The following is a 25,085-nucleotide window of genomic DNA, read 5'->3' on the forward strand; positions in this document are numbered from 1 at the left end:
CGAACCGGAACCCCGTGAACCGGACCGGAACCCCGAGAACCGGAAGATCAGGAGTGGAGCTCGATCATGGCAGTCACCCTCGAACAGCCCGCCCGTGCCCGCCTCATCACCCCCGAGGGGCGCGAGCGCGCCCTCCCCGTGGTCCTGCGCTACTCGGCCGCTGACCCCCTGGCCGTCCAGGTCACCTTCCCCTCGCAGGCGTCGCTCGACGGCGTGGAGGTCACCTGGATCTTCGGGCGCCAGCTCCTGGAGGACGGCCTCGCGGCTCCCGCGGGCAGCGGTGACGTGCACATCTGGCCGTGCGGTCGGGCGCGGACCGTTCTGGAGTTCCACTCGCACCAGGGGCTGGCCCTGGTCCAGTTCGACAAGGTCGCGCTGCGCCGCTTCCTGATGCGGTCGTACGCCGTGGTGCCCGCGGGCGGCGAGGAGGAGGGCCTCGACCTCGACCAGGGGCTTTCCCGTCTGCTCGGTGGCGTCTGAGCCGCTAACTATTAGGTTAGGCTCCCCTAAGGAAATGGTCATTTTCAGGGGGAGGGATCCGCAGTGGGGCATGGCTGGGAAGGCGTCGTCCTCAAGCTGATGCGCGGCAAGGACTTCGAGTTCACCGTGACGGGCACCGAGGAGGTCACCGAGTACTACCGGCGTATCCACGTCACGGACGGCGGGATGCTCGCGCAGACCGGCGTGCACCCCACGATGTGGGTCAGGCTCTGGTTCGACCGCGACGGCAAGCCGCACCAGCGCGCGTACACCTTGGTGGACCCCGACCCGGAGAACGGCACGTTCAGCCTGGAGTTCGCGCTGCACGACGGCGCCGCCAGCGAGTGGGCACGCAAGGCCGCGCCGGGCGACACCATCGCGGCGACGCTCCAGGGCACCGGCTTCGAGACGCCGGAGCCCGCGCCCGCGCGGCTCTTCGTCATCGGCGACACCGCCGCGCTGCCGGCCGTCCACTCCCTGCTGTCCGCGCTGCCGGACACCCCCGCGACGATCTGGTTCGAGACCCAGCACGGCTCCGACGCCGACCTGGCGGGCCTGCGCGTCGACCCGGACCGCCACGACCTGCGCACCGTCGAGCGCCGCACGTCCGGCGGCCACCTCGTCCAGGAGGTGAAGTCCGCGCTGCCAGCCCTGCTCGGCGACCCCGCGGACGCCTACGTGTGGATCACCTGCGACACGACGACGACCCGGGCCCTCGCCTCATACGTACGCAAGGAACTGTCCGTCCCCAAGCACCGAGTCCACGCGCTGGGGTACTGGCGGCCGTGACGGGCCTCGCGATCCGCCCGTACGGCGGTGATCTGGCTGTACGGCGGTGAATTGCCGTACGACGGTGATCTGCTGTCCGGCAGTGAGCTGCCGTACGGCGTTGATCACCCGTAGAAAGCCGGCCGCCCGGCCATCTCCACGGCGGCGCGCCGTCCCTCCCGCAGCGCCGTGCCCCCCGCCTCCGCGACGGCCGCCGCCGCGTACCCGTCCCAGGCGCTCGGCCCCGTGACCCGACCCCGCCGGGCGGCGGTCACCCAGGCCCGCACCTCGCGGTCGTACGCGTCGGCGAACCGCGTCACGTAGTCCTGCGCCACGTCCTCCCGCGCATGGCCCGCCGTCCGGACGACCATCGCGTGCGCATCCCCGAGTTGGGCGGTGCCGCGCTCGCAGACCGCCTCGCACCGCACCTCGTACCCGAAGCCGCAGTTGACGAAGACCTCCACGTCGACGACGGCGCCCCCGGACGTCTCGAACAGCACCAGCTGCGGGTCGAGCAGGCCCCGCGGGGCGTGCGCCGACGGCGTCGGCCGGACCACCGTCACCGCGGTGATCTCCTGGCGGAGCAGCCAGCGCGCCGCGTCGATCTCGTGGGAGACGGAGCTGCTGATCAGCATCGAGGAGGTGAAGTGCGGCGGAGAGGCGACGTTGCGGTGGCGGCAGTGCAGCAGCAGCGGGCGGCCCAAAGTGCCGGAGTCGAGCAGGGACTTCAGGGCCGCGTACTCGGCGTCGTACCGACGCATGAACCCCACCTGGATCAGCCTGCGCCCCAGCCCGGCCTCCGCCTCCACGACCCGGAGGGCGGAGGCGGGATCAGGGGTGAGGGGCTTCTCGCAGAGCACCGGGAGGCCACGGGCGCAGGCGGCGAGCAGGGCCTCTTCGTGCGCCGCCTCCGGTGAGGCCACCAGGACCGCGTCCACACCGGGGGCGCTCAGTGCGGCGAGCGCTTCGTGGTGCACGGTGACTCCGTCGCGCCCCGCCGCCGCGGCCTCGGCCCGTGCGGTGTCGGGGTCGGCGACTGCCACGACGCGGGCTCCGCCCACCGTCTCGCCGATCCGCCGTACATGGTCGGCGCCCATGCGGCCCGCCCCGAGCACGGCCACACCCAGCAGATCACTCACCCGAAGCCTCCCCGCGCCCGCTCACTCGACGGCCTCCTCGTACTGACTCACCCCACGGCTTCCCCGCGCAGACTCACCCCGCGGTCTCCCCGTGCCGACTCACTCGACGAACTCCCGTGCGGCGTCCGTGCGTCGGGCCACCGTAGCCGTCCGCCGTCGGACCGCCACGACCAGGCCCGCGAGCAGGGCGACCGAGCCCGTGACGACCAGCAGGACAGCGGGCCAGTCGGAGCCGTCGGAGTCCACGCTCAGGGCGGCGGCTGTCTGCGCGGCAGCGTGCCCAGGACCCTTCGCCGTCCGGGTGGACTTCGCCGGCAGCAGCGAGCCCACGGGACGCACCTTGCCTGCGGCCGCGAAGCCCCAGTCGAGCAGCGACCGCGTCTCCTCGTACACGGCACGCCCGCCGCCCGCCTGAGGGTTCATCACCGTCACGACGAGCGTGCGCCCGCCGCGCCGGGCCGCGCTGATCAGGGTGGAGCCCGCGTGGCTGGTGTAGCCGTTCTTCACGCCGAGCAGCCCCGGGTAGGGCGCCACGCCGTCGGCTCCGGTCAGCAGGCGGTTGGTGTTCTGGATGGGGTACGACCAGCCGCCCGCGGGGAACCGCGCGACGCGGGTGGAGCAGTAGCGGGCGAACTCGGGGTCGGCGATGCCCGCCCTGCCGAAGATCGCCAGATCGTACGCGGACGAGACCTGCCCGGCGGCGTCGTAGCCGTCGGGCGACACCACGTGGGTGTCGCGGGCACCGAGCTCGCGGGCCTTGGCCCGCATCTGCCGAACGGTCTTGCCCACCCCGCCGTTGAGCCCCGCGAGGACGTGCACGGCGTCGTTGCCGGAGCTCAGGAAGACGCCGCGCCACAGGTCGGCGACGCGGTAGGCGCGGCCTTCCGCCACGCCCACCAGGCTGCTGCCCTCGCCCACGCCGGCCAGCTCGTGCTCGGCGACGACGTGGCGCCGGTCGGCATCGAGACGGGGAAGGGCCGTCAGGGCGAACAGAGACTTGAGTGTCGAGGCGGGCGGCAGTCGCCGGTGCGCGTTCCTGGCGGCGAGCACCTCGCCCGTACGGGCGTCCGCCACCACCCACGAGAGGGCGGACACGTCCCCGGGCAGCGCGGGAGCGCCGGGGTCGGGCCTGACCTGGGTGCCGGGCCGGTCGAGGAGGGTGGACGAGTACGCCGGAAGCGGCCGGGGCGGCGCGGGCTCGGCCGGGACCTCGGCGGCCGCGACCGGTGAGGACAGGAGGACCAGAGCCCCGAGCGCGAGGGCCGCGGTGCGTACGGAGGAGGAGCGCGAAAGGTACCTGATGACCATTCAGCCACCGTAGGAGCGAGCCCCGAAGTCCGCAGATCGGCTTGGCCCGGCTGGAGGTATCGGGCGGCCGACGGGAGGTGCCGCACCGTCACTTGGCTTGCGGCGCGCGGCGGCTGTGGTCGTCGACGCGAGGCCGGGCACGGTCGGCGCGCAGCGCGGCGGAGGCCCTCAGCAGCACGGCGGCCGCGAGGGCGGCGCACACGGCATTGCTGACCAGATCGACCGCCGACGAGCCCCCGCTTTCGGGCCGAACGGGAAAGGCCGCCCACATGTAGGTCATGAGCGCCCCCGTGGCGAGCGCGAAGACGTGCCGCTGTCCCCACCCGCGCTGCCGCGACCAGCGAAGTACGGCGGCGATGCCTCCTGCGGCGACACCACACCACACCACGACGCCGACCCGTTCGTACGCATCCGCCGTGACCAGGACGGAGGGTCCCCAGTAGAGGCTGGTCCCGACGAGGGCGGCGGCGCCGACGACCGGTGGCGCGGGCGCGACCCCGGGAACGGGACGGGGCAGCCAGGAACGCATCCGGAAGGAGAACAGAACGAGGGCGACGATGACGCCCCCCACGGCGGCGAGTTGGCCAGGGAAGGCGAGGAAGCGTTCCTCGGTGTAGTTCCCCCAGAAGACGAGCCCGGCACCGAGCACGAAGACAAGACCAGTCGCGACGAAGCCGGTACGTCCCAGCCAGGGAGTGGTCCGTCGCCCCACGGCACACGTCTCCACGAGCGCGATCGGCACGAGGATGCTCCACACGGTGTGCAGCGCGAGGATGCCCTGCGTCAGCTCGACGCTCATGCCGATCCCGGGCAGGAAGGACGGTCCATGCAGCAGGTCCTGACCGGCGTAGGAGTCGTTGCCACAGGAGCTGATCGACCGGACCTTCCTCGATCAGCGCGTAGGCGGCGGCCAGCAGGGCCATGGTCGGCCAGCCGCCCCCGTACCGCCGGGCCGCTTCCCGCACGAGGAGCGCACCGCAGCCGTAGAGCGGCGCAAGCACGCCCCCCAGCCCGAACTCGGCCACCGTGAGATTGCCCAGCAGGAACTCGCCGACGAAGGGAGCCAGCAGAAAGAGCGCAAGCGCGGGGCCGAGCCGCCAGGTGGAAGCCATCCTTCGACGCTAGGCGGCGGGGCCCCGCGAGGGGGTCGGCCGAAGGTCGACGCCCCCTGAACGAAAGTCGTTCTCAGCGGAAAACAGCCGACGTCAGTAGTTCTGAGCCGATCCCGATCTCACGCGGGGAGGTTCTTCTCAATGGCGGCGACGACTTCCGGGGCGTCGGGCTCGGTGCGCGGCCCGAACCGGGCGACGACGTCGCCGTCACCGTTGACCAGGAACTTCTCGAAGTTCCAGCGAATGTCGCCGGTGTGCCCTTCGTCGTCGGCGGCCTCGACGAGCTTGGCGTACAGCGGATGCCGCCCGTCCCCGTTGACGTCGACCTTCTCGGTCATGGGGAAGGTGACGCCATATGTGGCCGAGCAGAACTCGGCGATCTCCTCGGACGTACCGGGCTCCTGCCCCATGAACTGATTGCAGGGCACGCCGAGCACGCTGAACCCCCGGCCCGCGTACTGCTCGTGCAACCGCTCAAGCCCTGCGTACTGCGGGGTGAGCCCGCACTTGGAAGCGACGTTGACGATGAGTACGGCCTTGCCGGCGTACTGCCCGAGCTCAGCGGAACCGCCCTGCAGGGCGCCGATTTCTTCTTCGTAGACAGACATGCGGCCGAGCCTACGCCCGTCCCGCCCGCACACCACGTGAGGCCCACCATCAGCGCCAAGGCGCCGTCTGGGCTGAACCCGGTCCGCGAGTTCTTCGGCCTGAACATGCAAGAAATGAAGGCCGACTGAACGGCTTTGGCAACTACGTGGAGTCCTGCGACGACTTCGGGAACCTCGTGATCACCACGCGGGACGGCGAGGGCTGCGGCAAGACGGTCGCCGTCGTGAAGGACGGAGAAGCGAGCGCCTCCTTCGACAAGGGCGCCAGGGCCTGGTGAAGGCGAAGTGATCCGCACTGCACCGCACCCCTGGGCGGGCGGTTGGTCCGAAGCCTTGATGCACTCAGCCCTTGGGCGGCCGTGCCTCCCTTGGGCCCCGTGCCTCCGGCGCGACGGCCGGGCGTTCCGGCTCGCCACGGTGCAGTCTCCCCCTCGCGACCAGTTCGACCGTCAGGGCCACGGCCATGGCCTGGATGGCCATCAGGGCGATCAGGACGAAGAGTTGGACCGCTCCGGCCAGGAGTGGCGACGCGCCTCCCAGGAGCATTCCCACGAAAGCGCCGGGGAGTGTGACCAGGCCTACCGTTCGGGTCTGGTCGAGGCCCGGCAGGAGGGCGTCCGATGCCGTGGGTCGGATCAGTTCCAGGCGGGCGTCCCGGTCCAGGAGACCCAGGGCCAGTCCCGCCTCGAACTCGCCCTTGCGCGTACGCAGTTCGTCCAGGGCCCGGCGGCCCGCCAGGACCGTCGCCGTGAGTGCGCCGCCGATGAGGATGCCGGTCACGGGGATCATGGCGATGCCGCGCACGGGCAGCAGCCCGGCCAGTGTCAGACCCGTCACCACCGGGGCGACCGGACCCGCGATGGGCACCGCCGCCCACCACCAGGTGCCGTTCGGTGTGATGCGTCGCCCCGCGGTGCGGGTGGCCACGGCGAACATCAGCAGCAGGAACGCGTACAGCGCCGCCGCGTGGTGCACGACCCAGCCGATCGCCAGGGAGACGGCGGCCAGTTGAGCCGTCGCGCGCACTCCCGCGACCAGGATGTCGCGGGCCCTGCCCCGCGAGCCGTCGGGGGACAGGCGGAAGACGGCCGCCGTTGTCGCTGCGGCCAGCAGCAGGACGAGCAGTGTTACGGCGAGTGCCGTGTTCACCGGCAGGAGTGCCTGGGCGGCGAGCGGGGTGGGGGCAGCGTCCACGCGCTCACCCTAGATCGCCGTGGGCCAGCTCGGCGGCGTCCCTGTCCCCGGTGCCTCCGCGACTCGCCGCAACAGCCGGTGCAGCGTCTCCCGTTCCGCCTCTTCCAGCGGGGCGAGGAGTGTGTCCCATACGCGTTGTGCCGCGGCGTCGGAGCGTGTGGCGGCGATGGCTGCCTCCCGGAGGCGGGCCCGCGCGGGGGCCGTGGCAGTGCGGGACCGCCCGCGGTGCGGGCGGTGGTGCCAGGGTGCGCCATGGGGTGGGGGGAGACAGCAATTGTCTGCGGCCACCGTTTCCGGCCGCCGAACGGCGCGGGCAGGATGGCACCCATGACGGGTGGGAGAGGTGAGCTTGCGGAGTCGCTGCGGCGTGCCGGGCTGGAGGTCGTGGGGGACGGCCGGTTCGAGAGGGTGCTGCCGGCCGGTGCCGCCTGGCGCATGGTCGGCTCGGGCGAGGCCGAACCGGCCGTGGTGGTAAGGGAAGAAGCCGCAGGCTTGAACACGCGGTGGCACCGACTCGCGGTGAGCCACGGCATCATCGGCGAGGACGGCGCGTTCCTCATCGACGTCGCCATCGACGTCGCCGGTGACTGGACGGGCTGCGGGCCCCGGCGCTGGACACGGGTGAGGCTCACCGACCGGTGGGACCTCGCCGGAGTCCTCGGCGAGCGTGAGCGGCCCGGCCGCCCGGAGTTCATCACGATCTCCGCAGACGGGAACGCCCTGATCGAGGTGACCGTCGAGAAGGGCGAAGCCCGATTCGTCGTGCTCGACCGCATCCCGGAGCAGCGGGAAGCCGCCGCCCGTGCTGCCGACCAAGAGACCCCTGCGGAGCGGGAAGCCGCTTGGACGGCGCTGCTTGACGGTCCGGCGCCCTCGGAGAGGCTCAGCGAGATCTGGGCGAAGGGACTGGCACGGAACCCGAACCTCCCCGATGACCTGCGCGTCGTCCTCCTGAAGCAGAGCCGGTCCTATGCCCTCATGGTGCGGCCCCTGCCGATGGCCGTGATCGAGGAACTCATCGTTCACCCGGACTGGACGATGCGAGGGCTGGTGGCCGACGCCCAGCCGAATGTCACGCCCGAGCAGTGGGCCCGTCTGATCCTGGACGAGCCGGACGACCGGCGCCGCTGGGTCCTCACCACCACAGCGGTGGACCGGGGCGCCGAGCTCACCGACGCCGCCTGCGAAGAGCTTGCGGCCGACCCGTCCGCACGGATCCGCGCAGAGGTCGTCGGGCTTCGCGGACTGCCTGTGCACGTACTCACCGCCCTGGCCGACGACACCGATTCCGTCGTACGGGCCTCGGCCTGCCGCAGGGCCTGGCCTCATCTGGAAGGTCCGGCCCGCACCGCGCTTCTCGGCGATTCCGACAGCAACGTACGCACCGAAGCGCTGCTGGAGCACCACCAGGATCATCCGATGCCTCGGCCGGTCTTCGCTTCCGCGGACTTCAAAGGAGGGTGGGGGCTGGAAGAGCGCGCGGTGCGGACCTGCCGCCTGGAGCGCGAACTCGCGGAGCATCTGGCCCGACACGGCGCCTCCACCCAGCGCCGCTCCCTCGCGGGCAACCCGCATCTCGACCCGGACTTGGTCGCCCTCCTCGCCGAGGATCCCGAGGAAGACGTCCGCTTCGAGGTCTCCACGCGCCCTGATCTCACCGAGGAGCAGCGGGCGGACATCGACATCGACTTCGATCCGGGCGTTCATCGCCACGCGCTCGACTGGGTCGTGGCGCTGCACGAGGAGCCGGACGCGATGCGTCGCCTCGCCGCCTCTTCCCATCCCCTCGTACGCAGAAGCGTCGCCCGCGCCAGGCGTCTGCCGCCGGATGCCGTGGAGCGCCTGGCCCGCGACGAGGACCGCGTCGTTCAGCTCTTCCTCGCCGAATCCTGCGACGACGCACCCGCCGACATGCTGCTGCGGGTGTGGCAGTGGTGGACCGGCAGCCTCAGCACCCCCGATCGCCCCCGGAGCCATCCGAACTTCCCCCGCCACAACCTGCTCCGCTACGCCGACGACGCGAACCCCAGGATGCGTCGCCTGGCCCTGGACGACCCGGAATCGACAGCCGACCTTGTCGAGCGACTCAGTCGGGATGGTGACAAGGAAGTGCGGTACCGGGCCGCGACCGACCCTCGGCTGACCCCCGCGTCGGCCGTGCGGCTGCTCGACGACCCGAACGGTGGCGTGCGGTACGCGGCTTCGAGACATCCTCGGCTGCCCGCGCGCGTGCTGGTGCGGATGCTGCGGGACGTCGACACCGACACCGACATCACCGAAGCCGCGGCCCAGCACCCCTCGCTGCCCGTCCCGGTCATGGAGCAGATGCTCAGGTGGGGCGCCCCCCTGGGACACCCGGTGCTCGACCTGTAACGATGAGACAGGTAAGACGTGAAGAGAAAGAAGGGCTGAAGTCATGGCGCAGCAAGTGCAGGGCGTGATCGCACGCGCGAAGGGCGAGCCGGTACGGATCGAGACGATCACTGTCCCGGATCCGGGCCCGGGTGAGGCCGTGGTGAAGGTCCAGGCGTGCGGGGTCTGTCACACCGATCTGCACTACCGGGAGGGCGGGATCAACGACGACTTCCCGTTCCTGCTCGGGCACGAGGCGGCGGGCGTCGTCGAGTCGGTCGGCGAGGGCGTCACCGAGGTCGCGCCCGGCGACTTCGTGATCCTCAACTGGCGTGCGGTGTGCGGCCAGTGCCGTGCCTGTCTGCGCGGCCGCCCCCAGTACTGCTTCGCCACGCACAATGCCAAGCAGAAGATGACCCTGGCCGACGGCACCGAGCTCTCGCCCGCGCTCGGCATCGGCGCCTTCGCCGAGAAGACGCTGGTCGCCGCCGGGCAGTGCACCAAGGTCGACCCGGCCGCCTCGCCCGCCGCGGCCGGACTCCTCGGCTGCGGCGTGATGGCGGGCATCGGCGCCGCCATCAACACCGGCGACGTCGGCCGCGGCGACTCGGTCGCCGTCATCGGCTGCGGCGGCGTCGGCAACGCCGCGGTCGTCGGCGCCCGCCTCGCCGGTGCCGCGCGGATCATCGCCGTGGACATCGACGACAAGAAGCTGGAGACGGCGAAGGGCCTCGGCGCCACGCACACCGTCAACTCCCGCTCCACCGACCCCGTCGAGGCCATCCGCGAGCTGACCGGTGGCAATGGGGCCGACGTCGTCATCGAGGCGGTCGGCCGCCCGGAGACGTACGAACAGGCCTTCTACGCCCGTGACTTGGCGGGCACGGTCGTCCTCGTCGGCGTACCGACCCCGGAGATGAAGATCGAGCTGCCGCTGCTCGACGTCTTCGGGCGCGGCGGCGCGCTCAAGTCGAGCTGGTACGGGGACTGCCTCCCGTCGCGCGACTTCCCGATGCTCATCGACCTCTACCGCCAAGGACGCCTGGACCTGGACGCCTTCGTCACGGAGACCATCGCCCTGGAGGACGTGGAGAAGGCCTTCGAGCGCATGCACCACGGCGACGTCCTGCGTTCGGTGGTGATGTTCTGATGGCGGCCGAAGCCGGTGCGGGCGCGTCCGGAGCCGCGGGTGCGCCCGGCGCGCGGATCGACCACCTCGTCACGTCCGGGACCTTCTCCCTGGACGGCGGCACCTGGGAGGTCGACAACAACGTATGGATCGTGGGCGACGACAGCGAGTGCGTCGTCATCGACGCCGCGCACGACGCGGACGCCATCGCGGACGCGGTGGGGGAGCGCCGCCTCGTCGCGATCGTCTGCACGCACGCCCACGACGACCACATCGACGCGGCCCCGGCCCTGGCCGCCCGCACGGGTGCGCCGATCCTGCTGCACCCTGCGGACGCGGAGCTGTGGAAGATGACCCACCCCGACCGCGCCCCGGACGGCGAGCTCGCCGACGGCCAGGAGCTGACCGTGGCGGGTACGACCCTGAAGGTGCTGCACACGCCGGGCCACTGTCACGGCGCGGTCAGCCTGTACGCCCCCGCGCTCGGCACGGTCTTCACCGGCGACACGCTCTTCGCCGGCGGTCCGGGTGCGACGGGCCGCTCGTTCAGCGACTTCCCGACGATCGTGGAGTCCATCAAGGGGAAGCTCCTGACGCTGCCACCCGAGACGGTGGTGCGCACCGGGCACGGCGACAGCACCTCGGTCGGGGCCGAGGCGCCGCACCTGGAGGAGTGGATCGCCAGGGGGCACTGACGCCTCAGGGGTGCTGACGCCTGCGGAGCACTGATGCCTTCGGGTCACGGACGCCTTTGGGGCAGGACACCCCGCACCTTCAACTGACGTACGCCTCATGGCCCCGCGTGGTTCGCCGCGCGGGGCCATGACGCGTACTGGCCCTGTCCCGCGATCTCCGATAAGTTAGGCAAGGCTTACCTAATGGAGGTTGAGGATGGGTGTCCGTCACAGCAGCACGGCCGTGCCCACAGCGGCAGCACGTGCTCGTTCAGTGCTCGCCACCGCATGGTCCTGCGCGGTGACCACGGAAATCGGCAAGGACGAACTCGTGGGCGCGCACAGCGTCACCGAGGACGGCAGGATCAGGCTGTCTCCGCCCGAGGACAGCGCGCTCGCCGCCGCCCTCATCTGCGCGCCGCGCGGCGAGCCGTCCACGCTGCTCGAGTTCGCCGACGTCGCCCCGGTACCGCTGAGGGACCGGATCCGCGCGCGGCTCTGGCTGTCCGGGGCACTGGCGTACGACGGGGAGCACCTCGTCTTCGAGCCGACCTGCGCCGTGCTGCACGAGGCCACCGGCGAGCGCGTGGGCGTCGAGCTCGACGAGCTCGCGCTGACCGTGCCCGATCCGCTCGCCGAGGCGGAGTCGCGGCTGCTCACCCACCTCGCCGACGCCCACCCGGACGCCGTCGAGCAGCTCACCCGGCTCATCAGCCCGGACAGCCTGCAGGGCGTGGTGCGGGTCCGCCCGCTCGCCATCGACATGCACGGGATCTCGCTGCGCCTGGAGCGCGCCCGCAGCCAGGCGGACGTGCGTCTCCCGTTCCACCAGACCGTCGAGGACGTCACGCAGGTCACCGACTGCATGCACGCGCTGCTCATGAAGGCCCGCCTCTCAACCACCCGGCGCGGACGGCCCGTCGGAGGCTGACCGCATCGACCGCAGGGCCAGCACGAGCACCCCGATGTCGTCGAGGAAGACGGGGTCGGGCAGGAGGTCGGCGGGGAGTACGAGATAGGCGATCGCCGCCCAGAAGACCCACTGCCGCTCGACGGGAAGTCCGGCTCTGCGCAGGGCGCGACGGGTCCGGACGAGTCGGACGACGAGCGTGATCGCGACGGCGAGCGTCACGGCGACCAGAACGGCGGCGCAGACGAGGAGAACGGTCAGTTCCGTGCTCATACTCACGTACGTTATCGAGAGCGGCGCCCGGCGTCGCGCAGGCATGATGGCGGGGTGACTGAGACCTCGAACCCGACTTCGAACCCGACCTCGCCCGTACAGGCCCTGATCATCGTCGACATGCAGTGCGCCTTCGTCAGCGGCGAGGAGGCGGTACCGGACGCGGACCGCCTCCTCGACCGGGTCGGGGACTTGCTGGCCAGGGCCCGCGAAAGCGGCGCGCTGGTCGTCCAGTTGCAGAACGACGGCCAGCCCGGCACCTCCGACGAACCGGGCACCCCGGGCTGGGAGATCCACCTGCCCGTCGACACCGACCGCGGCGAGATCCTCCTGCGCAAGACGGTGGACGACGGCTTCGAGGACACCGACCTGGAGAAGCTGCTGCGCGACGCGGGCGTGAACGAGCTGGCCATCTGCGGCGTCATGTCGGAGATGTGCGTCAGCGCGACGGCCCGCACGGCGCTGGACCTCGACTTCCGTGTGGTCCTGCCCCACGACGCACACGGGACGTACGACATCCCGGCGGCAGAGGGCATCAGCGACGTCATCCCGGCGGCCACGGCATCGCGCGTCGCCGAATGGGCGCTGGGCGACGAGGTCGAGATCGTGGCGAGGGCGAGCCAGGTGGGGTTCAGGAAGCCGTAGGCATGCGCGGCGGGTGCGGGCAGCGCTTCGAGCCCGCGTCTCCCCGCCGTGGTCGGCCGGTCCTACGCTCGGTCCATGGAAGCGTCAGATCCAACGACGTTCGTCATCGCGGTCCTTGGGCTCGCGTTCTCGGTGGTGTCGGTCTGCTGGCAGGTGCTGAACTATTTCCTCGACGGCCCGCGGCTGAAGGTGCGTCTCCGGCTGGCCGTGCATGATGACGCAACGCTCGGGGACGGCGAGCACTACAGCATCTGGAGCACTCCCGCCCGGAGGGCCGGTACCGATATCTCCTTGGCGAGCGGCCGCACCAGCCGCTCGTCGACGGGGGGCAGCCCGTCGTACACGCATGAGGCCTTCATCATCAGAGTGGTGAACGTGGGAAGGACACCGGTGAGTGTCTTCTTCCCGAACCTGTGGTTCGACCGTCGTCACCACTGGGGCATGGATGTGAGGCCGTTGAAGTTCGAGATGAACGGCTTCTACTTGCTCAACCCCGGTGAGAGCAGGGAGTGGACCGAACCGCTGTGGCCGGGGATCGAGGAGTACCGGACTCACTGCCCGGGGCGGAGGGTCGTGGTGAGGGCGGTCGTGCAGCTGCCGGACGGTCGAAGGCGGCTGACTCCGTGGCGAAACGCGTGGAAGGTACCGGAGGGGCTGACCACGCTCCTTCCCTGTACCTCTGGGGACTGATTCGGAGGCACGGTGGAGGTCGCGGCACTTCGTGCACGCAGAATCGTCCGAGTGCGATCTGTCGGCCGGACCGGAGGGGCTGCCGGAGGAGCAGCGGGATCTTGTGCGCGAACTCGCCTGGCACGACGACAATCTCGGGGGCTCTGGTCACGCACGGAGTGGTGGGCTTAGAGCCTGTCTCCGGTTACCTGGGAGGGTCGGTGATCTCGGTGTGGGAACACATGGAGTCAGTGGTGGCGGCGGAGCGGGCCAAGAGGGCGCGGGATGCCATGCCGGACCCCAACCGGTGGCAGGAATACTTCGAGAACATGTACCACCTGGTCCGCGAGCTCCCTGCCGAGCAAGCCCGCGCGCGGACGGATCAGTGGCGGCTGCTCCGTTCGTGAGGCCGCTGTGGTGATCTCCGGCGGGGTGGGGGCGCTACGGTCTTGGTGTATGACGCATCGACAGCACAGTGAACGTGGTGAGAGAAGTGCCTCAACTGCCCTGCGTGTGCGCCGACGTGGGCACGGGGCGGTGGCGTTCCTCGCGGCGGTGGCCGCCCTGGTGGTGAGCGTTCCCCCGGCCGGCGCGGCGGCTGAAGGGCATGTCGCCGCACCACCCGGTTCCTCCCGCTGCGACGCGGCACGTGACGAGGTCGGCCGCTCCCTGGGCAACCTCACCCACCGCCACGGCGTCCCCGGCGCCGTCGCCGAAGTCGTGGATCGGCGTTGTGGGGCGTGGAGTGTTGCCCGGGGCGTGGCCGATCTGGGGAGCGGTCGTGCTGCCAGTGTGCGGGACCGGTTGCGGATCGGGAGTGTCAGCAAGACGTTCACCGCCGCGGTCGTCGTTCAGCTTGCCGCCGAGGGGCGGGTCCGGCTCGACGCTCCCGTTGAGAGGTATCTGCCGGGTGTGATTCGCGGGAACGGGTACGACGGTCGCGGGATCAGCGTCCGGCAGCTGCTTCAGCACACCAGCGGGCTGCCCGACCATGCCGACGCGATTGCCGCCCGGCCGCTGGAGGAGTGGCGGTTCCGGCACTTCGGGGCCCGTGAACTGGTCGCCACAGCACTGGAGTTGCCCCCGCCGGAGAAGAAGTGGAGCTACTCCACCACCAATTACGTCCTCGCCGGGCTCATCGTCGAGAAGGTCACCGGGCGCAACATCGAGACCGAGGTGACCCGGCGGATCATCGAACCCCTCGGCCTGCGCGACACGTACTGGCCCGGGGACGGGAGGCGTATCAGAGGGCCGCATTCGCGCAGCTATTTCGTTGACACGGGTATCGGCGCTGCGTCCGGTCGCGTCGACGGGACCGAGTGGAACATGACCTTCGGTGGCGCGGGCGGCGCACTCGTCTCCACGCCCTCCGACGTCGACCGGTTCTTCCGCGCGCTGATGGGGGGCGAGCTCCTGCCCGCGCGATGGGTCGCCGAGATGAAGCGAACTGTGCCCGCCGACCCCGACCGCCTCTGGCCCGGCGCCCGTTACGGCCTCGGTCTGATCTCCACCCCGCTGGACTGCGGCGGCCGTTGGTACGGGCACGGCGGCACCGTGCCCGGCGGTCACCGTGCGCTCGGCGCCGTCGGGCCGGACGGTCGCACCGTCGCCCTCGCCCTCAACCAGCTCCCCGAAGGCAAAGAGGGGGAGCGGGACTTCCGTGCGGTCGTGAACACGGCTCTCTGCGCCGACCGGCAGGCCGACGTCACCACTGTGCCGTCAGCTGCTCCTCGTACTCATGGGCGGTAGAGGCGAGGTTCAGAGAGGGAGCGCGCACACCGCCACCGGGGCCGCGAACGGCTTTTCCGTCAGGGTGAGTTCGCCGCTGCTTGCGTCCACGCGGAAGACACTCACCGAGCTCGACTTCTGGTTCGCGGTGAACAGCAGCCGCTGGGACGGTGAGAACGCGAGGTGGCGAGGGAAGTCGCCGCCCACCTCGACCGTGCCCAGGAGCCGCAGCCCGGCGCCGCCGCGCTCGATCGCGTACCGCGCGATGCTGTTGTGCCCGCGGTTGGCGAGGAAGGCGAAGCGGCCCTCGCGCGTCACCACGATCTGCGCCGGGTAGCTGGTGCCTTCGCCCGTGCCCGTCGACTGCGGCTCGCCGGGCCCGAGGCGGCCGGACGAAGGGTCGTACGTACATACCACGACCGTGTTGTCCACCTCGTTGGCCAGATACGCATAGCGCCCCGAGGGATGGAAGGTGAGGTGCCGCGGTCCCGCTCCGGGGCGCAGGCTCGAGTACGAGACGCGCTTCAGGGTGCCCGCCTTCTCGTCGAGGCGGTACGTGTAGACCGTGTCGTTGCCGAGGTCGACGGCGAGGACGTGACGGCCGTCGGGGGACGTGATGATCTGGTGGGCGTGCGGGCCCTCCTGGCCGGGGCCCGGCGGCGGCGCGGAGTGCGTGACCAGGTCGGTCCGCTCGCCCGGCGCGCCCGACTTCGACACGGGGTGGACGGCCACGCTGCCCGAGCGATAGTTCGCGCTGAGCAGCCAGCGGCCACCGGGGTGCACGGAGAGGTGACACGGCCCCGCGCCACCGGTGTCACGCGTGCCGAGCACTTCGTGCTTGCCCGAGGGGGAGAGCGCGACTGCCGTCACACCGCCCTTCTCCCGCTCGTTGACGGCGTACAGCGTGCGTCCCGAGGGGTGCAGTGCCAGGTAGGAGGGGTCCGGGACGCCGGTGAGCGTACCCGTGCCGGTCACGCGGCCGGTCTCCTCGTCGTACGTCGCCAGGCCGATGCCCGAACCGCCGCCCTCCTGCGAGGTGTACGTCCCCAGGAACAACTGCCGCTCGCGGCGCGGACGATGGGCCGCCGACGAGGCTGCGCCCCGGCGCGCGCGATCCGGCCGTTCCTGGTCCTGCGGGGCCGACGACGCGCAGGCCGCGGCCGACGACATCGCGCCCGCCGCGGTCGCTCCCGCGAGTACGCCGAGGAAACGCCGCCGCCCCGGGCCGTTCCGTGTCCCGGCATCTCCGGCCGAGCCTGCTCCGCTGTTCATGGCTGCACCTCATGCGTCGGTGGTGACGGGCGTGACGGATGTGGCAGACACAGTGCCCTGTACACGATTGCCTGGACAAGAGGCACGCCCGGTGGTGGCGGCGCCTACGCGGCACGGGTGAGCCCCGAAGAAGAGGTCCGCCGCGCGGCGGAGGCGGTCGGTCCGGAGGGGTGACGCGGTGTGCGCCGGGCCGCGGGAGTCTCAGGTGGCGGCGATCTTCGGACGCCGCCATGGACGACTTCGCCTTGGACGACTCGGTCTTGGACGACTTCGCCATGGACGACTTCGCCTTGGACATCTCAGCCATGGGCATCTTTCGGACTCTGGAGGACACGGTGACGGCTCCGGTGAACACCCCCCGGATCAGGCGCACTTGGCGGGCGCGCGGCGGGCTTGCCCCATGGGGTCGCCGCTGGCCCGCGTGGGCGCCGCTCGCCGCCCAGGTGTGGGGCGTGCTGTACGCCGCTGTGCTCGTCGGCTGGGCGGCGACCGGCACGGCCGTGCCGATCAGGCCGGACACCTGCCAGCCGGTCGCGCTCCAGTTGGCCCAGGCCGTCCTCGCCCTGCTGGCCGCCGGGGTCTGCGCCGCCACGACCAGGGGCCTCGCCAGGGCCGGGCGGATCGTGGCGGGAACGTCATTGGTCCTTCTCGTCCCCGCCTTCGGGTGGGGCGCGATCTCCTTGCCGATCCACTTCGTGACGCTGCTGTCGGGCTCCGGGGTGGAGAGCGTCACCGGGCTCGTCCATGTGCTCCTGAGCACGTGCGGCGTGGGGCTCCTGTGGATGGTCGCCGTCTCGTACCGCCGTCGGCTGCGCGGCCGGTGCGCCCGCTGCGGGCAGGCGCACGACGGTCAGGGCGACGGCCCGCTCACCCACCCCGCCGCCTCCACCGCATCGGCGCGGACCCGCGCGACGGCATTCGTCCTCGCGTGCGGGTTGCTGCCGTGGTCCGTGGTCAAGACCGTCTGGATGTTCGGCGGCGACGCGATCAGTGTGAGCGGCGAGGTCTGGCAGAGGGACGTGGAGTCGGAGGCGACGGGGGCCTCGCGGGCTCTCGCGGAGGTCGGCGTCGACGTGACGGTGCTCGCGGCGCTGCTCGGCATCTTCCTGCTGGTCGGCCTCATGTACCGCTGGGGGCAGGTGTTCCCGCGCTGGACGCTGTTCCTGTCGGGGCGTCGCGTGCCGCGCCTCCTGCCGCTGATCCCGGCCTGGTTGACCGGCGGCGCCCTGGCGGCGTACGGCACCGTGCTGCTCGTCTACGCCCCGCTCGGCGCGCTCGGCGTCATGGACCGGATCGAGCCGTCCGGCGTCTTCACCACCAGCGCGGGGATGACGTGGATGGTGGCGTTCGGCGGGCTCTCCTTCGGCGGCCTGGGCGGCGCCCTGCTCGTGGCGGCCCGTTCGTACGCGACCCGCGGCCGCCCGGTGTGCGCATCCGAGGTCATCGGCTGAAATCGGCCAACAGGTCAGCCCGGCAAGAGAAGTTGACCACAGAGAGCCACTGCTCTTATACGGTGTGCGAGCGGCTGACGGAGATCGCAGTCGCAGTCGGAGCACGTTCGGTTCGGTGTCCACTGTTTCGAACGCGCCTACACGCACGAGGAGTTGCCGAGTGGACCACAGTCATGTGATCCGGATCCGTACCGTACTGGCCGCGCTCGGAGTCGCCACCGCCATGGCGGCCGCGCCCGCCGCGAGCGCGACGGCCTCCGCCGCGCCGGCGCCCCCGGTCTCCGGGGCGGCGGTGCACGAGCCGTGCACGGGGGAGTTCCTCGGCGACACCCGCCTCGGTCCGAAGTGGCTCCCCAAGAAGTGGGATCGTCCCGTCGGCCCGCTCCTGAAGGGCTGGAAGCGGACCGGCAAGCTGTCGCCGAAGGCCTTCCTGGAGAAGTACTGGGAGGGTCCCGCGGACACCGGCAGCTGGAAGTACCCGCCGAACGACGGCTTCGACACCGTCAACGGCGAGATAGACAAGCGCCCCGAACTCCTGGAGAGGGGCGAGGAGGTGGACCGCTTCGGCTCGGAGTTCGGGTCGTACCTCGCGCCTGCCGGGGATGCCTACGCGAAGCGTGCGCTGCCCCCGCAGAACCTCAACACCCGTGACGCCGCCTTCGCTTGCGACTACCGCGTCTATGAGGTGAACAAGCCGTTCTATGTCTGGCAGGGTCGTATCGCGCCCTGGTTCGAGCAGCCCGGCCGCGGCCAGCAGATCAAGCTGGACCCGGTCTTCCTGGACCCGGGGGAGGGGCAGCGTCTGAACGTGAAGTGGCTGCTTGACCACGACTACCTGGAGCCTGCGAACAGCTAGGGCTGCGTCGGCTGACCCGGGGGTGCCCAGGTGCCCAGGTGTCTGGGTGTCCAGGTGGCTGGGTGCGGGCCCTCAGTCCTCCGGGTGGATCAGGCCGCGCTCGTACGCCTTGGCCAGGCGCTGCGGCACCATGTGGCGCACGCCGTCGACGGTGACGGGCACCAACTGAGGGGTGTTCGCCTTCCATTGGGCGCGGCGGTGGCGGGTGTTGCTGCGGGACATCTTCCGTTTGGGTACGGCCATGGGGTCCTCCGAGGGTGTGGGGGGGCGGTGCCCCTGATGACCCGCACGCTATATGAAAATGGATCCCATTAACAAGTGGCGGTTCAGTGGCCGGCGTCCGCGGCCGCGACCGCCACGGCCCAGGCGATGTAGGCGGCATTCACGACGAGCCGGGCCGCCACGCCCCACGCCGTGTCGAGGAACCGGGAGGCGGTGCGGGTGTGCCGCGCGGCGTCCAGATGGGAGACCTGGAACCCGGCGATCAGAAGGGCTGCCGCCCAGCCGCCGAGCGTGCGCGTGCCGGGTGTGAACAGCAGCCCGGCCACCGCCAGTTCGGCGACCGCGCTCGCGGCGACGATGATGGACGGGGCGGGCAGCCAGGCGGGGACCAAGGTGCGGAAGTACGCGGGGAAGGCGATGTGACCGAGGGCCGTACAGGACAGGAAGACGGCGAGGGCGGGGGCGGCGAAGGTGGGCATGCGGCGATGATCGGGGTGAGCACCGGGTGCCGTATTGAACGGAACGCTTGCGGCGCGGGGCGGGATGCGTGCGGTCCGGAACGGATGGCTCCGGGCTCCGCCTCCCTCGCCCTCACCCGCGACGCCGCGGTCTTCGCTGAACCCCGTGCGTACGACGTCTCCCGGCATCGGCATCCGACCTGGAAGCTCGTCCTGCCGGAGGGTGGGGAGGTCCTGGTGGGGGAGGCGGCAGGGGCTGGAGTGCTGGTGCCGCCGCAGTACGCGCACGCGTGTGCCACTTCCTCGCCCTTCGTCGCCGTCTTTCTCGAACCCTGGTGTCTGCCCGGCGGTCTCGCCGGGCCCGCGTGGCTGGATCGCCGGACCGTGCGGCGACTCCTCTCCGCGGTGCGCGACGGGGCGGGGCTGGACGCGGAGGCGTTGCGGGGCGAGATGGTCGCGCTCGTCGGAGCGCGGACCCGCGTCGATCCTCGCGTTCTCCATGCCGTACGGGCATCCGCTCGGGTCGGCCGCATCGATGCCGTCGCCTCGGAGCTCGGTCTGTCCCCGGCCCGGCTGCGCGCCCTGGTCGCGGCGGAAGTGGGGATTCCGCTGAGCACGCTCCGCCAGTGGCAGCGGCTGCGGGCCGCGGTCGCCGCGCTCCTGGACGGAGAGAGGGCGGGAGGCGCGGGCGTCATCGCCGAAGCCGCCGCCGACGCGGGCTTCGCGGACCAGGCGCATCTGACCCGCACGGTCCGGAAGTTCGCCGGCCGCACTCCAGGATCGCTGCGGCAGGCCCGAACTCCGGCACCTCCGCGCCAGCCCTGAGTTGACCCTCACGTCGCGTCAGGCTTCACGCTGTACGTCGACGAAAGGCGAGGTCCATGAGTTACACCGTCGGGCAGGTCTCCGGTTTCGCGGGGGTCACCGTCCGTACCCTGCACCACTACGACCGCGCCGGGCTGCTCACGCCCGGCGAACGGAGCGCGGGCGGATACCGCCTCTACAACGACGCCGACCTGGCCCGGCTGCAGCAGATCCTCTTCTATCGCGAACTCGGCTTCGCCCTCGACGAGATCGCCGAGATCCTGGCCGACCCGCAGGCCAACGCCCTCGATCAGCTGAAGGCCAGACGCCGGACGCTGCGCGAGCAGATCGGCAAGCTGGAACGCCTGGTCGAGGTCGCCGAACGCGCCATGGAAGTGCAGCAGACCGGCGTGCCCCTCAGCCCCCGTGAGCGCTTCGAGGTGTTCGGCGAGATCACCTTCGACCTGAGCTACGCCACCGAGGCCGAGCTCAAGTGGCAGGACAGCGCGGGACACCGGGCCGCGATGAAGAGCGCCGCCACGCACTCCAAGGAGGACTGGGCGCGGCTCATGGGCGAGGCCGCGCGGTGGCGCGACGAACTCCTCGCCGCCCATGACGCGGGGGAGCCCGCGGAGGGCGAGCGGGCACGGGAGCTTGCCGAGGCGCACCGGCAGCACATCGCCCGCTGGTTCACGCCGTGCCCACCCGAGATGCATCTGCGCATCGCGGACGACTTCGCCGAGGACCCGCGCGCCTTCGCCCTCGTCGTACCGCCCTCCCAGCAGCGGCCCGGCCTCGCCGCGTATCTGCGTGCGGCTGTACAGGCCAATGCCGAGACCCGGACGAGCCCTGGAGCGAGACGCGCGTCCGAGGCCAACTCTCACCCTGGACCTGAGGGTGAGAGTCGCGCGCCGGAGGGCTCCGGGAACACCCCAGAAGCCGAAGGAAACCGATGACCCGCATCCTCATCACCGCCGCCGGTTCGTACGGCGACGTCGCCCCCTACACCGGCCTCGGCGCCCGGCTCCGCGCGGCCGGGTACGACGTGGCCATCGCCACGCACGCCTGTTTCGAGCCCCTCGTCGAGGCCGCGGGACTGCGGTTCCGCGATGTCCCCGCGGGCCCGGACCCCGAGCAGCGCGCGGGCGCGCGCAAGGAGCTCATGCGGACCGCCGCGGCCTTCGTGCACGACCTCGGCGGCGGCCTCGTCGACGCCGCCGTACGGGGCGCCGACCTGCTGATCCTCTCCACGACCACGGCACCGCTCGGCTGGCAGCTCGCCGAGGCGATGGGCGTGCCGGCCATCGGGGCGTACCTGCAACCGGCGCACCCCACCGGAGAGTTCCCGCCTGTCGTCGTCGGCACGCGCTCGCTCGGCGGCTTCGGGAACCGCACCCTCGGCCGCTTCTCCCTGCGCATGGTCGACCGCGTCTACGCCGACGCGGTGCGCGACCTGCGCGTACGCCTCGGACTCCCCGCCGCCGCGCCGGGCGCCGTGCGCGCCCGACAGGAGCGCTCCGGCTGGCCGGTGCTCCACGGCTTCAGCCCGGCTGTCGTGCCCCGCCCCGGGGACTGGCGCCCCGGGCTCGACGTCGTCGGCAACTGGTGGCCGCACCACGACCCGGCGGCCTCGCTCCCCGCGGAGCTCGACGACTTCCTGCGGGCCGGGCCGCCGCCGGTGTTCATCGGGTTCGGCAGCATGGCGGGCGGTGACGGCGAGAGACTCGGCGCAATCGCGGTGCAGGCGCTGCGGGCAGCAGGACTTCGGGGCGTGCTGCAGGCGGGCCGCGCCGGGCTCGCGGCCTCCGGCGACGACGTCCTCACCGTCGGCGAGGTGCCGCACGCGCTGCTCTTCCCGCGTGTGGCGGCCGTGGTCCACCACGCGGGCGCGGGCACCACGGCGGCGGGGCTGCGGGCCGGGGTGCCCGCCGTGCCCGTGCCGGTCACCGCCGACCAGCCCTTCTGGGCCGCCCGGCTCGCATCCCTGGGCGCGGGCACCGCACCCGTCCCGTTCACGGACCTCACCGTGTCCCGCCTCGCGGAGGCGCTCGGCCGCGCGGTCCGCGAGGAGTCGTACGCAGGGGCCGCCACCCGCCTCGCAGGGGCGATGGCGGCGGAGGACGGTGCGGGACACGTGCTCAAGGCGATCGAGCGACTGCCCTAGCCCACCGAAGGCACCTGCGCCGCCTCCGTCTTCGTACGCTCTCGTCGAGGCATCAGCATCGGCGTGGCCAGCATGAGGAGGCCGGCGGCGGCGAGTGCGACGCGAGGGCTCGTGAAACCGGCGAGGACTCCCCACAGGGCGGTGATGGTGGCGGTGGTCGTCTTCCCCGTGATCGACCACGCGGACAGGGTGCGGGCGACCCGGTCCGCCGGGGTCCGCTCAAGGCGGTAGGTGGCGACGACCGGGGCGAAGACGCCCGAGCAGGTGATGAGCCCGAACTCCACGACCATCACCAGGACGAGACCGCTGACCCCGGGACGGACGAAGGCCAGGCCGAGCGGCCAGCAGACGCGCAGCGCGCCCGCGGTGAGCAGGACCCTGCGCTGCCCGAACCGCGCGACGAGGCGGCGGGCGAGGCGCGAGCCGATCAGGCCGCCCACGCAGGGCACGGCGAAGGCCAGGGCGTACTGCCACGGAGCGAAGCCGAGCGGGCCGAGCATCAGGACGGCGAGCAGCGGAGTGGCCGCCATGATCAGGCCGTTGACCAGGAGGTTGTTGAAGAACAGCGGGCGCAGCTCCGGGTGCCCCAGGATGAACCGCCAGCCTTCGAGCAGATCGCGCCCGCGCATCCGTGGCGCGGCGTCGGAGCGCACGGGGCGTGGCTCCTTGCCGCCGATCGCGCGGATCCCCAGGGCGGAGAGCAGATAGCTGACGGCGTCGGCCACCACCGTGACCACGGGGCCGAACACGCCGACCGCGGCCCCGCCGAGCGGCGGCCCGAGCATGGTGGCCGTCCACGCCGTGGACTCGAACCGCCCGTGCGCGACGAGGAGGTCCTCGGGGGGTACGAGCGCCTTGAGGTACGCGCCGCTGGCCGCGCCGAAGGTGATGTCGGCCGCCGCGATGACCACCGACACGACGAGGAGCTGCCCGAAGCTCAGCAGGTCGAAGGCGTACGCGGCGGGGATGGTCAGCAGGGCCGCGCACCGGAGGAGATCCATCCCCACCATCACCGGCCGCTTGCGGCGGAACTCCACCCACGGCCCGAGCGGGATCGCGGCCACCGCGCCCACCGCGAGCCCCGCGGCCGCGAGCACCGCGACCTGCGTCGCGTCGGCGTGCAGCACCAGGATCGCGATCAGGGGGAACGCGTCGAAGGCGAGCCGTGTGCCGAACATACTGATCGCATACGCCGTCCAGAGCCACCCGAACCGCCGCCCCAGCGACCGCCTCCCCGCCATGCCTCGCCCACTCCTCGTCGTTCCCGCCGGACCACCTGGCGTCGTCTCGGACAACCCCGCGTTGCCCCCGACATCCAAGCGAGCGGCAGGCCACCGGATCAAACAACCGGTCTGCCCCCGGCGTACAACCACGGGTTGTGCGACCGCATGCGTGGCGGGTCTAGGGTGGCCGCCATGGATCTCGATGCTGTGCGCGCCTTCGTCGCCGCCGCGGACGCCGGACAGTTCCAGGGCGCCGCCGCCGACCTGTCGATCACCCAGCAGGCCGTCTCCAAACGTATCGCGGGCCTGGAGAAGCACCTCGAGGTGCGGCTGTTCACGCGCACCGCGCGCGGGGCCCGGCTCACCATCGACGGGCAGGCGTTCCTGCCCCACGCCCGCAATCTGTTGCAGGCGCAGGAGCGCGCGGCGGCTTCGGTGCGGCCCGGCAGCCGTGCGCTGCGCGTCGACGTGATCGGCCGGCGGCTCGCGCCCGCCGGTCTGCTGCGCGGCTTCCATCGCGCGCGGCCCGACACCCCGCTCGACGTCGTGACGCTCTTCGACGCGGACGCGGCGATCACCGCCGTGCGGGCCGGCACGATCGACGCGGCGTTCCGGGCCGTCACCCGGCGCGCTGACCGGCTGCCCGACGGCATCGAGGCCGCCCGCGTGCACGACGAGCCGCTGCAGCTCCTCACCGGGCCCGACCACGCGCTGGCCGGTGCCCGCTCGGTCACCCTCGCCCAGCTCGCCGGGCACCGGATCTGGATGCCCGGCATCGTCAGCGGCACGGAGTGGGCCGCCTACTACGACGAGCTCGCCGCCGCCTTCGGGCTCACCATCGAGGTGACGGGACCCGACTTCGGGACCGAGCCGCTCCTGGACACCATCGCCGAGACCCCGGGTCTTGCCACCATCGTCGGCGAGGAGACGCGCCTGGTCTGGCCCGCCGACGACGACCTTCGGCGCATCCCCGTGCACGACCCGACACCGGTCTACCCGCACTCCCTGATCTGGCGCGGCGACAACCGGCACCCCGCGCTCACCGCGCTCCGTGACCACCTCGGGACCGTCGGCGCCGACGACGACCGTGACGGCGCGACGTGGACGCCGGCCTGGGCGCGGTGACCGGCCGTCGCCTTCGCGGGCGACGGCGTGGCGGCCCGCGCCGGTGAACTCCTCGCGCTCCTGGACGGATTGAGCACACGCGTGGTGCCCGGTCGGCGCGGCGCGGACCGCAGGCGCGCGCTCGCCTCGGCGCGGTCGGTGGCCGCGCGCCTCGTCGGGCCCACGGTGGGCTGACCGCGCGGACGCGGGGGTAGCCCGAGCGGCCGACTGGCGAGGCGCTCGCGCGGCTCACCGTGGAAGAGTTCCAGGCATGAGCGAAAGCGCGTACCTGTACATGTCGAACCCCCGGATCACCGTCCTCGGCGTCCAGCCCGGCAGTCCGCCGTTCCGCATCGTGGAGATCGACGGCGAGGTGGTCGGCAAGGCCAAGACCGTCACGGACGTCCTGGACGCCGCCGCGATGGCGGGCATCACCGTGCACGACCTCGACGACCCGGACGCCGTGCGCTGGGTGGGCGGCGACAAGTTCACCTGGCAGCCCGGCAAGGACCCGCTCGCGAACCTGGGTCAGTGACCGCCGC

The 25,085-nt window shown here is 71.9% G+C and carries 28 protein-coding genes; 18 read left to right on the forward strand and 10 right to left on the reverse strand.

The annotated features are described in order from the left end of the window. The first annotated feature begins 66 nt into the window (after nucleotides 1–66). Nucleotides 67–480: an SsgA family sporulation/cell division regulator gene (locus tag AB0B50_RS02220; RefSeq protein WP_362324157.1), complete on the forward strand. Its 414-nt coding sequence runs from the start codon at nucleotides 67–69 to the stop codon at nucleotides 478–480. Between the two features lie 63 nt (nucleotides 481–543). Next, nucleotides 544–1,269, forward strand: coding sequence for a siderophore-interacting protein (locus AB0B50_RS02225; protein ID WP_362324160.1), 726 nt, complete (start codon nucleotides 544–546; stop codon nucleotides 1,267–1,269). A gap of 104 nt (nucleotides 1,270–1,373) precedes the next feature. On the opposite strand, the gene AB0B50_RS02230 is transcribed toward AB0B50_RS02225, so the two are convergent. The 5 genes from AB0B50_RS02230 to AB0B50_RS02250 form a co-directional block, all read right to left on the reverse strand. Beyond that, nucleotides 1,374–2,387, reverse strand: coding sequence for a Gfo/Idh/MocA family oxidoreductase (locus AB0B50_RS02230; RefSeq protein WP_362324161.1), 1,014 nt, complete (start codon nucleotides 2,385–2,387; stop codon nucleotides 1,374–1,376). Between the two features lie 99 nt (nucleotides 2,388–2,486). Continuing rightward, entirely contained in the window at nucleotides 2,487–3,695 is a 1,209-nt protein-coding gene (locus tag AB0B50_RS02235) for a serine hydrolase (RefSeq protein ID WP_362324163.1), read from the reverse strand. An 88-nt stretch (nucleotides 3,696–3,783) separates the two neighbouring features. Next, nucleotides 3,784–4,494 (reverse strand): hypothetical protein, encoded by a 711-nt coding sequence (locus AB0B50_RS02240; RefSeq protein WP_362324165.1) that lies wholly within the window; start codon nucleotides 4,492–4,494, stop codon nucleotides 3,784–3,786. A gap of 432 nt (nucleotides 4,495–4,926) precedes the next feature. After that, nucleotides 4,927–5,415, reverse strand: a complete 489-nt coding sequence (locus AB0B50_RS02245; RefSeq protein WP_362324167.1) for a glutathione peroxidase — start codon at nucleotides 5,413–5,415, stop codon at nucleotides 4,927–4,929. A 342-nt stretch (nucleotides 5,416–5,757) separates the two neighbouring features. After that, nucleotides 5,758–6,609, reverse strand: coding sequence for an ABC transporter permease (locus AB0B50_RS02250; protein ID WP_362324169.1), 852 nt, complete (start codon nucleotides 6,607–6,609; stop codon nucleotides 5,758–5,760). A gap of 327 nt (nucleotides 6,610–6,936) precedes the next feature. On the opposite strand from AB0B50_RS02250, the gene AB0B50_RS02255 reads away from it, so the two are divergent. The 4 genes from AB0B50_RS02255 to AB0B50_RS02270 all read left to right on the forward strand — a co-directional run bounded on the left by AB0B50_RS02255 (nucleotide 6,937) and on the right by AB0B50_RS02270 (nucleotide 11,695). Then, nucleotides 6,937–8,982: a PE-PGRS family protein gene (locus tag AB0B50_RS02255; RefSeq protein ID WP_362324172.1), complete on the forward strand. Its 2,046-nt coding sequence runs from the start codon at nucleotides 6,937–6,939 to the stop codon at nucleotides 8,980–8,982. Nucleotides 8,983–9,025: 43 nt separating this feature from the next. Continuing rightward, nucleotides 9,026–10,111: an S-(hydroxymethyl)mycothiol dehydrogenase gene (locus AB0B50_RS02260; protein ID WP_362324174.1), complete on the forward strand. Its 1,086-nt coding sequence runs from the start codon at nucleotides 9,026–9,028 to the stop codon at nucleotides 10,109–10,111. Next, entirely contained in the window at nucleotides 10,111–10,785 is a 675-nt protein-coding gene (locus AB0B50_RS02265) for an MBL fold metallo-hydrolase (protein WP_362324177.1), read from the forward strand. Before AB0B50_RS02260 ends, AB0B50_RS02265 begins: the two co-directional genes overlap by 1 nt. A gap of 196 nt (nucleotides 10,786–10,981) precedes the next feature. Then, nucleotides 10,982–11,695: a DUF2470 domain-containing protein gene (locus AB0B50_RS02270; protein ID WP_362324179.1), complete on the forward strand. Its 714-nt coding sequence runs from the start codon at nucleotides 10,982–10,984 to the stop codon at nucleotides 11,693–11,695. On the opposite strand, the gene AB0B50_RS02275 is transcribed toward AB0B50_RS02270, so the two are convergent. Then, nucleotides 11,660–11,947, reverse strand: a complete 288-nt coding sequence (locus AB0B50_RS02275; RefSeq protein ID WP_362324181.1) for a hypothetical protein — start codon at nucleotides 11,945–11,947, stop codon at nucleotides 11,660–11,662. The two genes, AB0B50_RS02270 and AB0B50_RS02275, sit on opposite strands and share 36 nt — an antisense overlap. Before the next feature lie 54 nt (nucleotides 11,948–12,001). On the opposite strand from AB0B50_RS02275, the gene AB0B50_RS02280 reads away from it, so the two are divergent. From AB0B50_RS02280 to AB0B50_RS02295, 4 genes are all read left to right on the forward strand, one after another. Next, nucleotides 12,002–12,592, forward strand: a complete 591-nt coding sequence (locus AB0B50_RS02280; RefSeq protein WP_362324183.1) for a cysteine hydrolase family protein — start codon at nucleotides 12,002–12,004, stop codon at nucleotides 12,590–12,592. A gap of 75 nt (nucleotides 12,593–12,667) precedes the next feature. Then, nucleotides 12,668–13,282: a hypothetical protein gene (locus tag AB0B50_RS02285; protein ID WP_362324185.1), complete on the forward strand. Its 615-nt coding sequence runs from the start codon at nucleotides 12,668–12,670 to the stop codon at nucleotides 13,280–13,282. Nucleotides 13,283–13,503: 221 nt separating this feature from the next. Next, entirely contained in the window at nucleotides 13,504–13,668 is a 165-nt protein-coding gene (locus AB0B50_RS02290; protein WP_362324188.1) for a hypothetical protein, read from the forward strand. A gap of 106 nt (nucleotides 13,669–13,774) precedes the next feature. Continuing rightward, nucleotides 13,775–15,010: a serine hydrolase domain-containing protein gene (locus AB0B50_RS02295; RefSeq protein WP_362324190.1), complete on the forward strand. Its 1,236-nt coding sequence runs from the start codon at nucleotides 13,775–13,777 to the stop codon at nucleotides 15,008–15,010. A 9-nt stretch (nucleotides 15,011–15,019) separates the two neighbouring features. Here AB0B50_RS02295 and AB0B50_RS02300 read toward each other — a convergent pair whose 3' ends face one another. Continuing rightward, entirely contained in the window at nucleotides 15,020–16,261 is a 1,242-nt protein-coding gene (locus AB0B50_RS02300; protein WP_362324192.1) for a lactonase family protein, read from the reverse strand. Nucleotides 16,262–16,491: 230 nt separating this feature from the next. Between AB0B50_RS02300 and AB0B50_RS02305 the strand changes: the two genes are divergently transcribed. Further along, nucleotides 16,492–17,712: a hypothetical protein gene (locus tag AB0B50_RS02305; protein WP_362324194.1), complete on the forward strand. Its 1,221-nt coding sequence runs from the start codon at nucleotides 16,492–16,494 to the stop codon at nucleotides 17,710–17,712. A gap of 175 nt (nucleotides 17,713–17,887) precedes the next feature. Next, nucleotides 17,888–18,568 (forward strand): TNT domain-containing protein, encoded by a 681-nt coding sequence (locus AB0B50_RS02310; protein WP_362325041.1) that lies wholly within the window; start codon nucleotides 17,888–17,890, stop codon nucleotides 18,566–18,568. A gap of 72 nt (nucleotides 18,569–18,640) precedes the next feature. Here AB0B50_RS02310 and rpmF read toward each other — a convergent pair whose 3' ends face one another. Both rpmF and AB0B50_RS02320 read right to left on the reverse strand, forming a co-directional pair. Continuing rightward, on the reverse strand, nucleotides 18,641–18,811 hold the full coding sequence (rpmF, locus tag AB0B50_RS02315) for a 50S ribosomal protein L32 (RefSeq protein WP_362324196.1): 171 nt from the start codon (nucleotides 18,809–18,811) through the stop codon (nucleotides 18,641–18,643). Nucleotides 18,812–18,894: 83 nt separating this feature from the next. Next, the gene (locus AB0B50_RS02320; RefSeq protein ID WP_362324198.1) at nucleotides 18,895–19,269 is read right to left on the reverse strand and encodes a hypothetical protein; all 375 of its coding nucleotides are present in this window, start codon (nucleotides 19,267–19,269) and stop codon (nucleotides 18,895–18,897) included. Nucleotides 19,270–19,353: 84 nt separating this feature from the next. Between AB0B50_RS02320 and AB0B50_RS02325 the strand changes: the two genes are divergently transcribed. Genes AB0B50_RS02325 through AB0B50_RS02335 form a run of 3 tightly spaced genes read left to right on the forward strand, consistent with a single transcriptional unit; the run spans nucleotide 19,354 to nucleotide 22,216 of the window. Then, a complete protein-coding gene (locus tag AB0B50_RS02325; protein ID WP_362324200.1) occupies nucleotides 19,354–20,073 on the forward strand; it encodes a helix-turn-helix domain-containing protein in 720 nt (239 codons plus the stop codon). Nucleotides 20,074–20,129: 56 nt separating this feature from the next. After that, on the forward strand, nucleotides 20,130–21,008 hold the full coding sequence (locus AB0B50_RS02330; protein WP_362324202.1) for a MerR family transcriptional regulator: 879 nt from the start codon (nucleotides 20,130–20,132) through the stop codon (nucleotides 21,006–21,008). Beyond that, nucleotides 21,005–22,216 carry a glycosyltransferase gene (locus tag AB0B50_RS02335; RefSeq protein WP_362324204.1) on the forward strand — a complete coding sequence of 404 codons (1,212 nt, stop codon included), beginning with the start codon at nucleotides 21,005–21,007 and terminating at the stop codon, nucleotides 22,214–22,216. The genes AB0B50_RS02330 and AB0B50_RS02335 overlap by 4 nt, the downstream gene beginning before the upstream one ends. On the opposite strand, the gene AB0B50_RS02340 is transcribed toward AB0B50_RS02335, so the two are convergent. Continuing rightward, complete coding sequence (locus tag AB0B50_RS02340) at nucleotides 22,213–23,457, reverse strand: MFS transporter (RefSeq protein WP_362324207.1); 1,245 nt, start codon at nucleotides 23,455–23,457, stop codon at nucleotides 22,213–22,215. The genes AB0B50_RS02335 and AB0B50_RS02340 overlap by 4 nt on opposite strands. Nucleotides 23,458–23,631: 174 nt before the next feature. Between AB0B50_RS02340 and AB0B50_RS02345 the strand changes: the two genes are divergently transcribed. The 3 genes from AB0B50_RS02345 (at nucleotide 23,632) to AB0B50_RS02355 (ending at nucleotide 25,078) form a co-directional block, all read left to right on the forward strand. Next, a complete protein-coding gene (locus tag AB0B50_RS02345; protein ID WP_362324210.1) occupies nucleotides 23,632–24,564 on the forward strand; it encodes a LysR family transcriptional regulator in 933 nt (310 codons plus the stop codon). A 27-nt stretch (nucleotides 24,565–24,591) separates the two neighbouring features. Continuing rightward, on the forward strand, nucleotides 24,592–24,738 hold the full coding sequence (locus AB0B50_RS02350; RefSeq protein WP_362324213.1) for a hypothetical protein: 147 nt from the start codon (nucleotides 24,592–24,594) through the stop codon (nucleotides 24,736–24,738). Between the two features lie 76 nt (nucleotides 24,739–24,814). Continuing rightward, nucleotides 24,815–25,078 carry a hypothetical protein gene (locus AB0B50_RS02355; RefSeq protein ID WP_362324216.1) on the forward strand — a complete coding sequence of 88 codons (264 nt, stop codon included), beginning with the start codon at nucleotides 24,815–24,817 and terminating at the stop codon, nucleotides 25,076–25,078. Nucleotides 25,079–25,085: the final 7 nt, after the last annotated feature.

The organism is Streptomyces sp. NPDC041068 (assembly GCF_040647455.1).
In the GTDB taxonomy this organism is placed as follows: domain Bacteria; phylum Actinomycetota; class Actinomycetes; order Streptomycetales; family Streptomycetaceae; genus Streptomyces.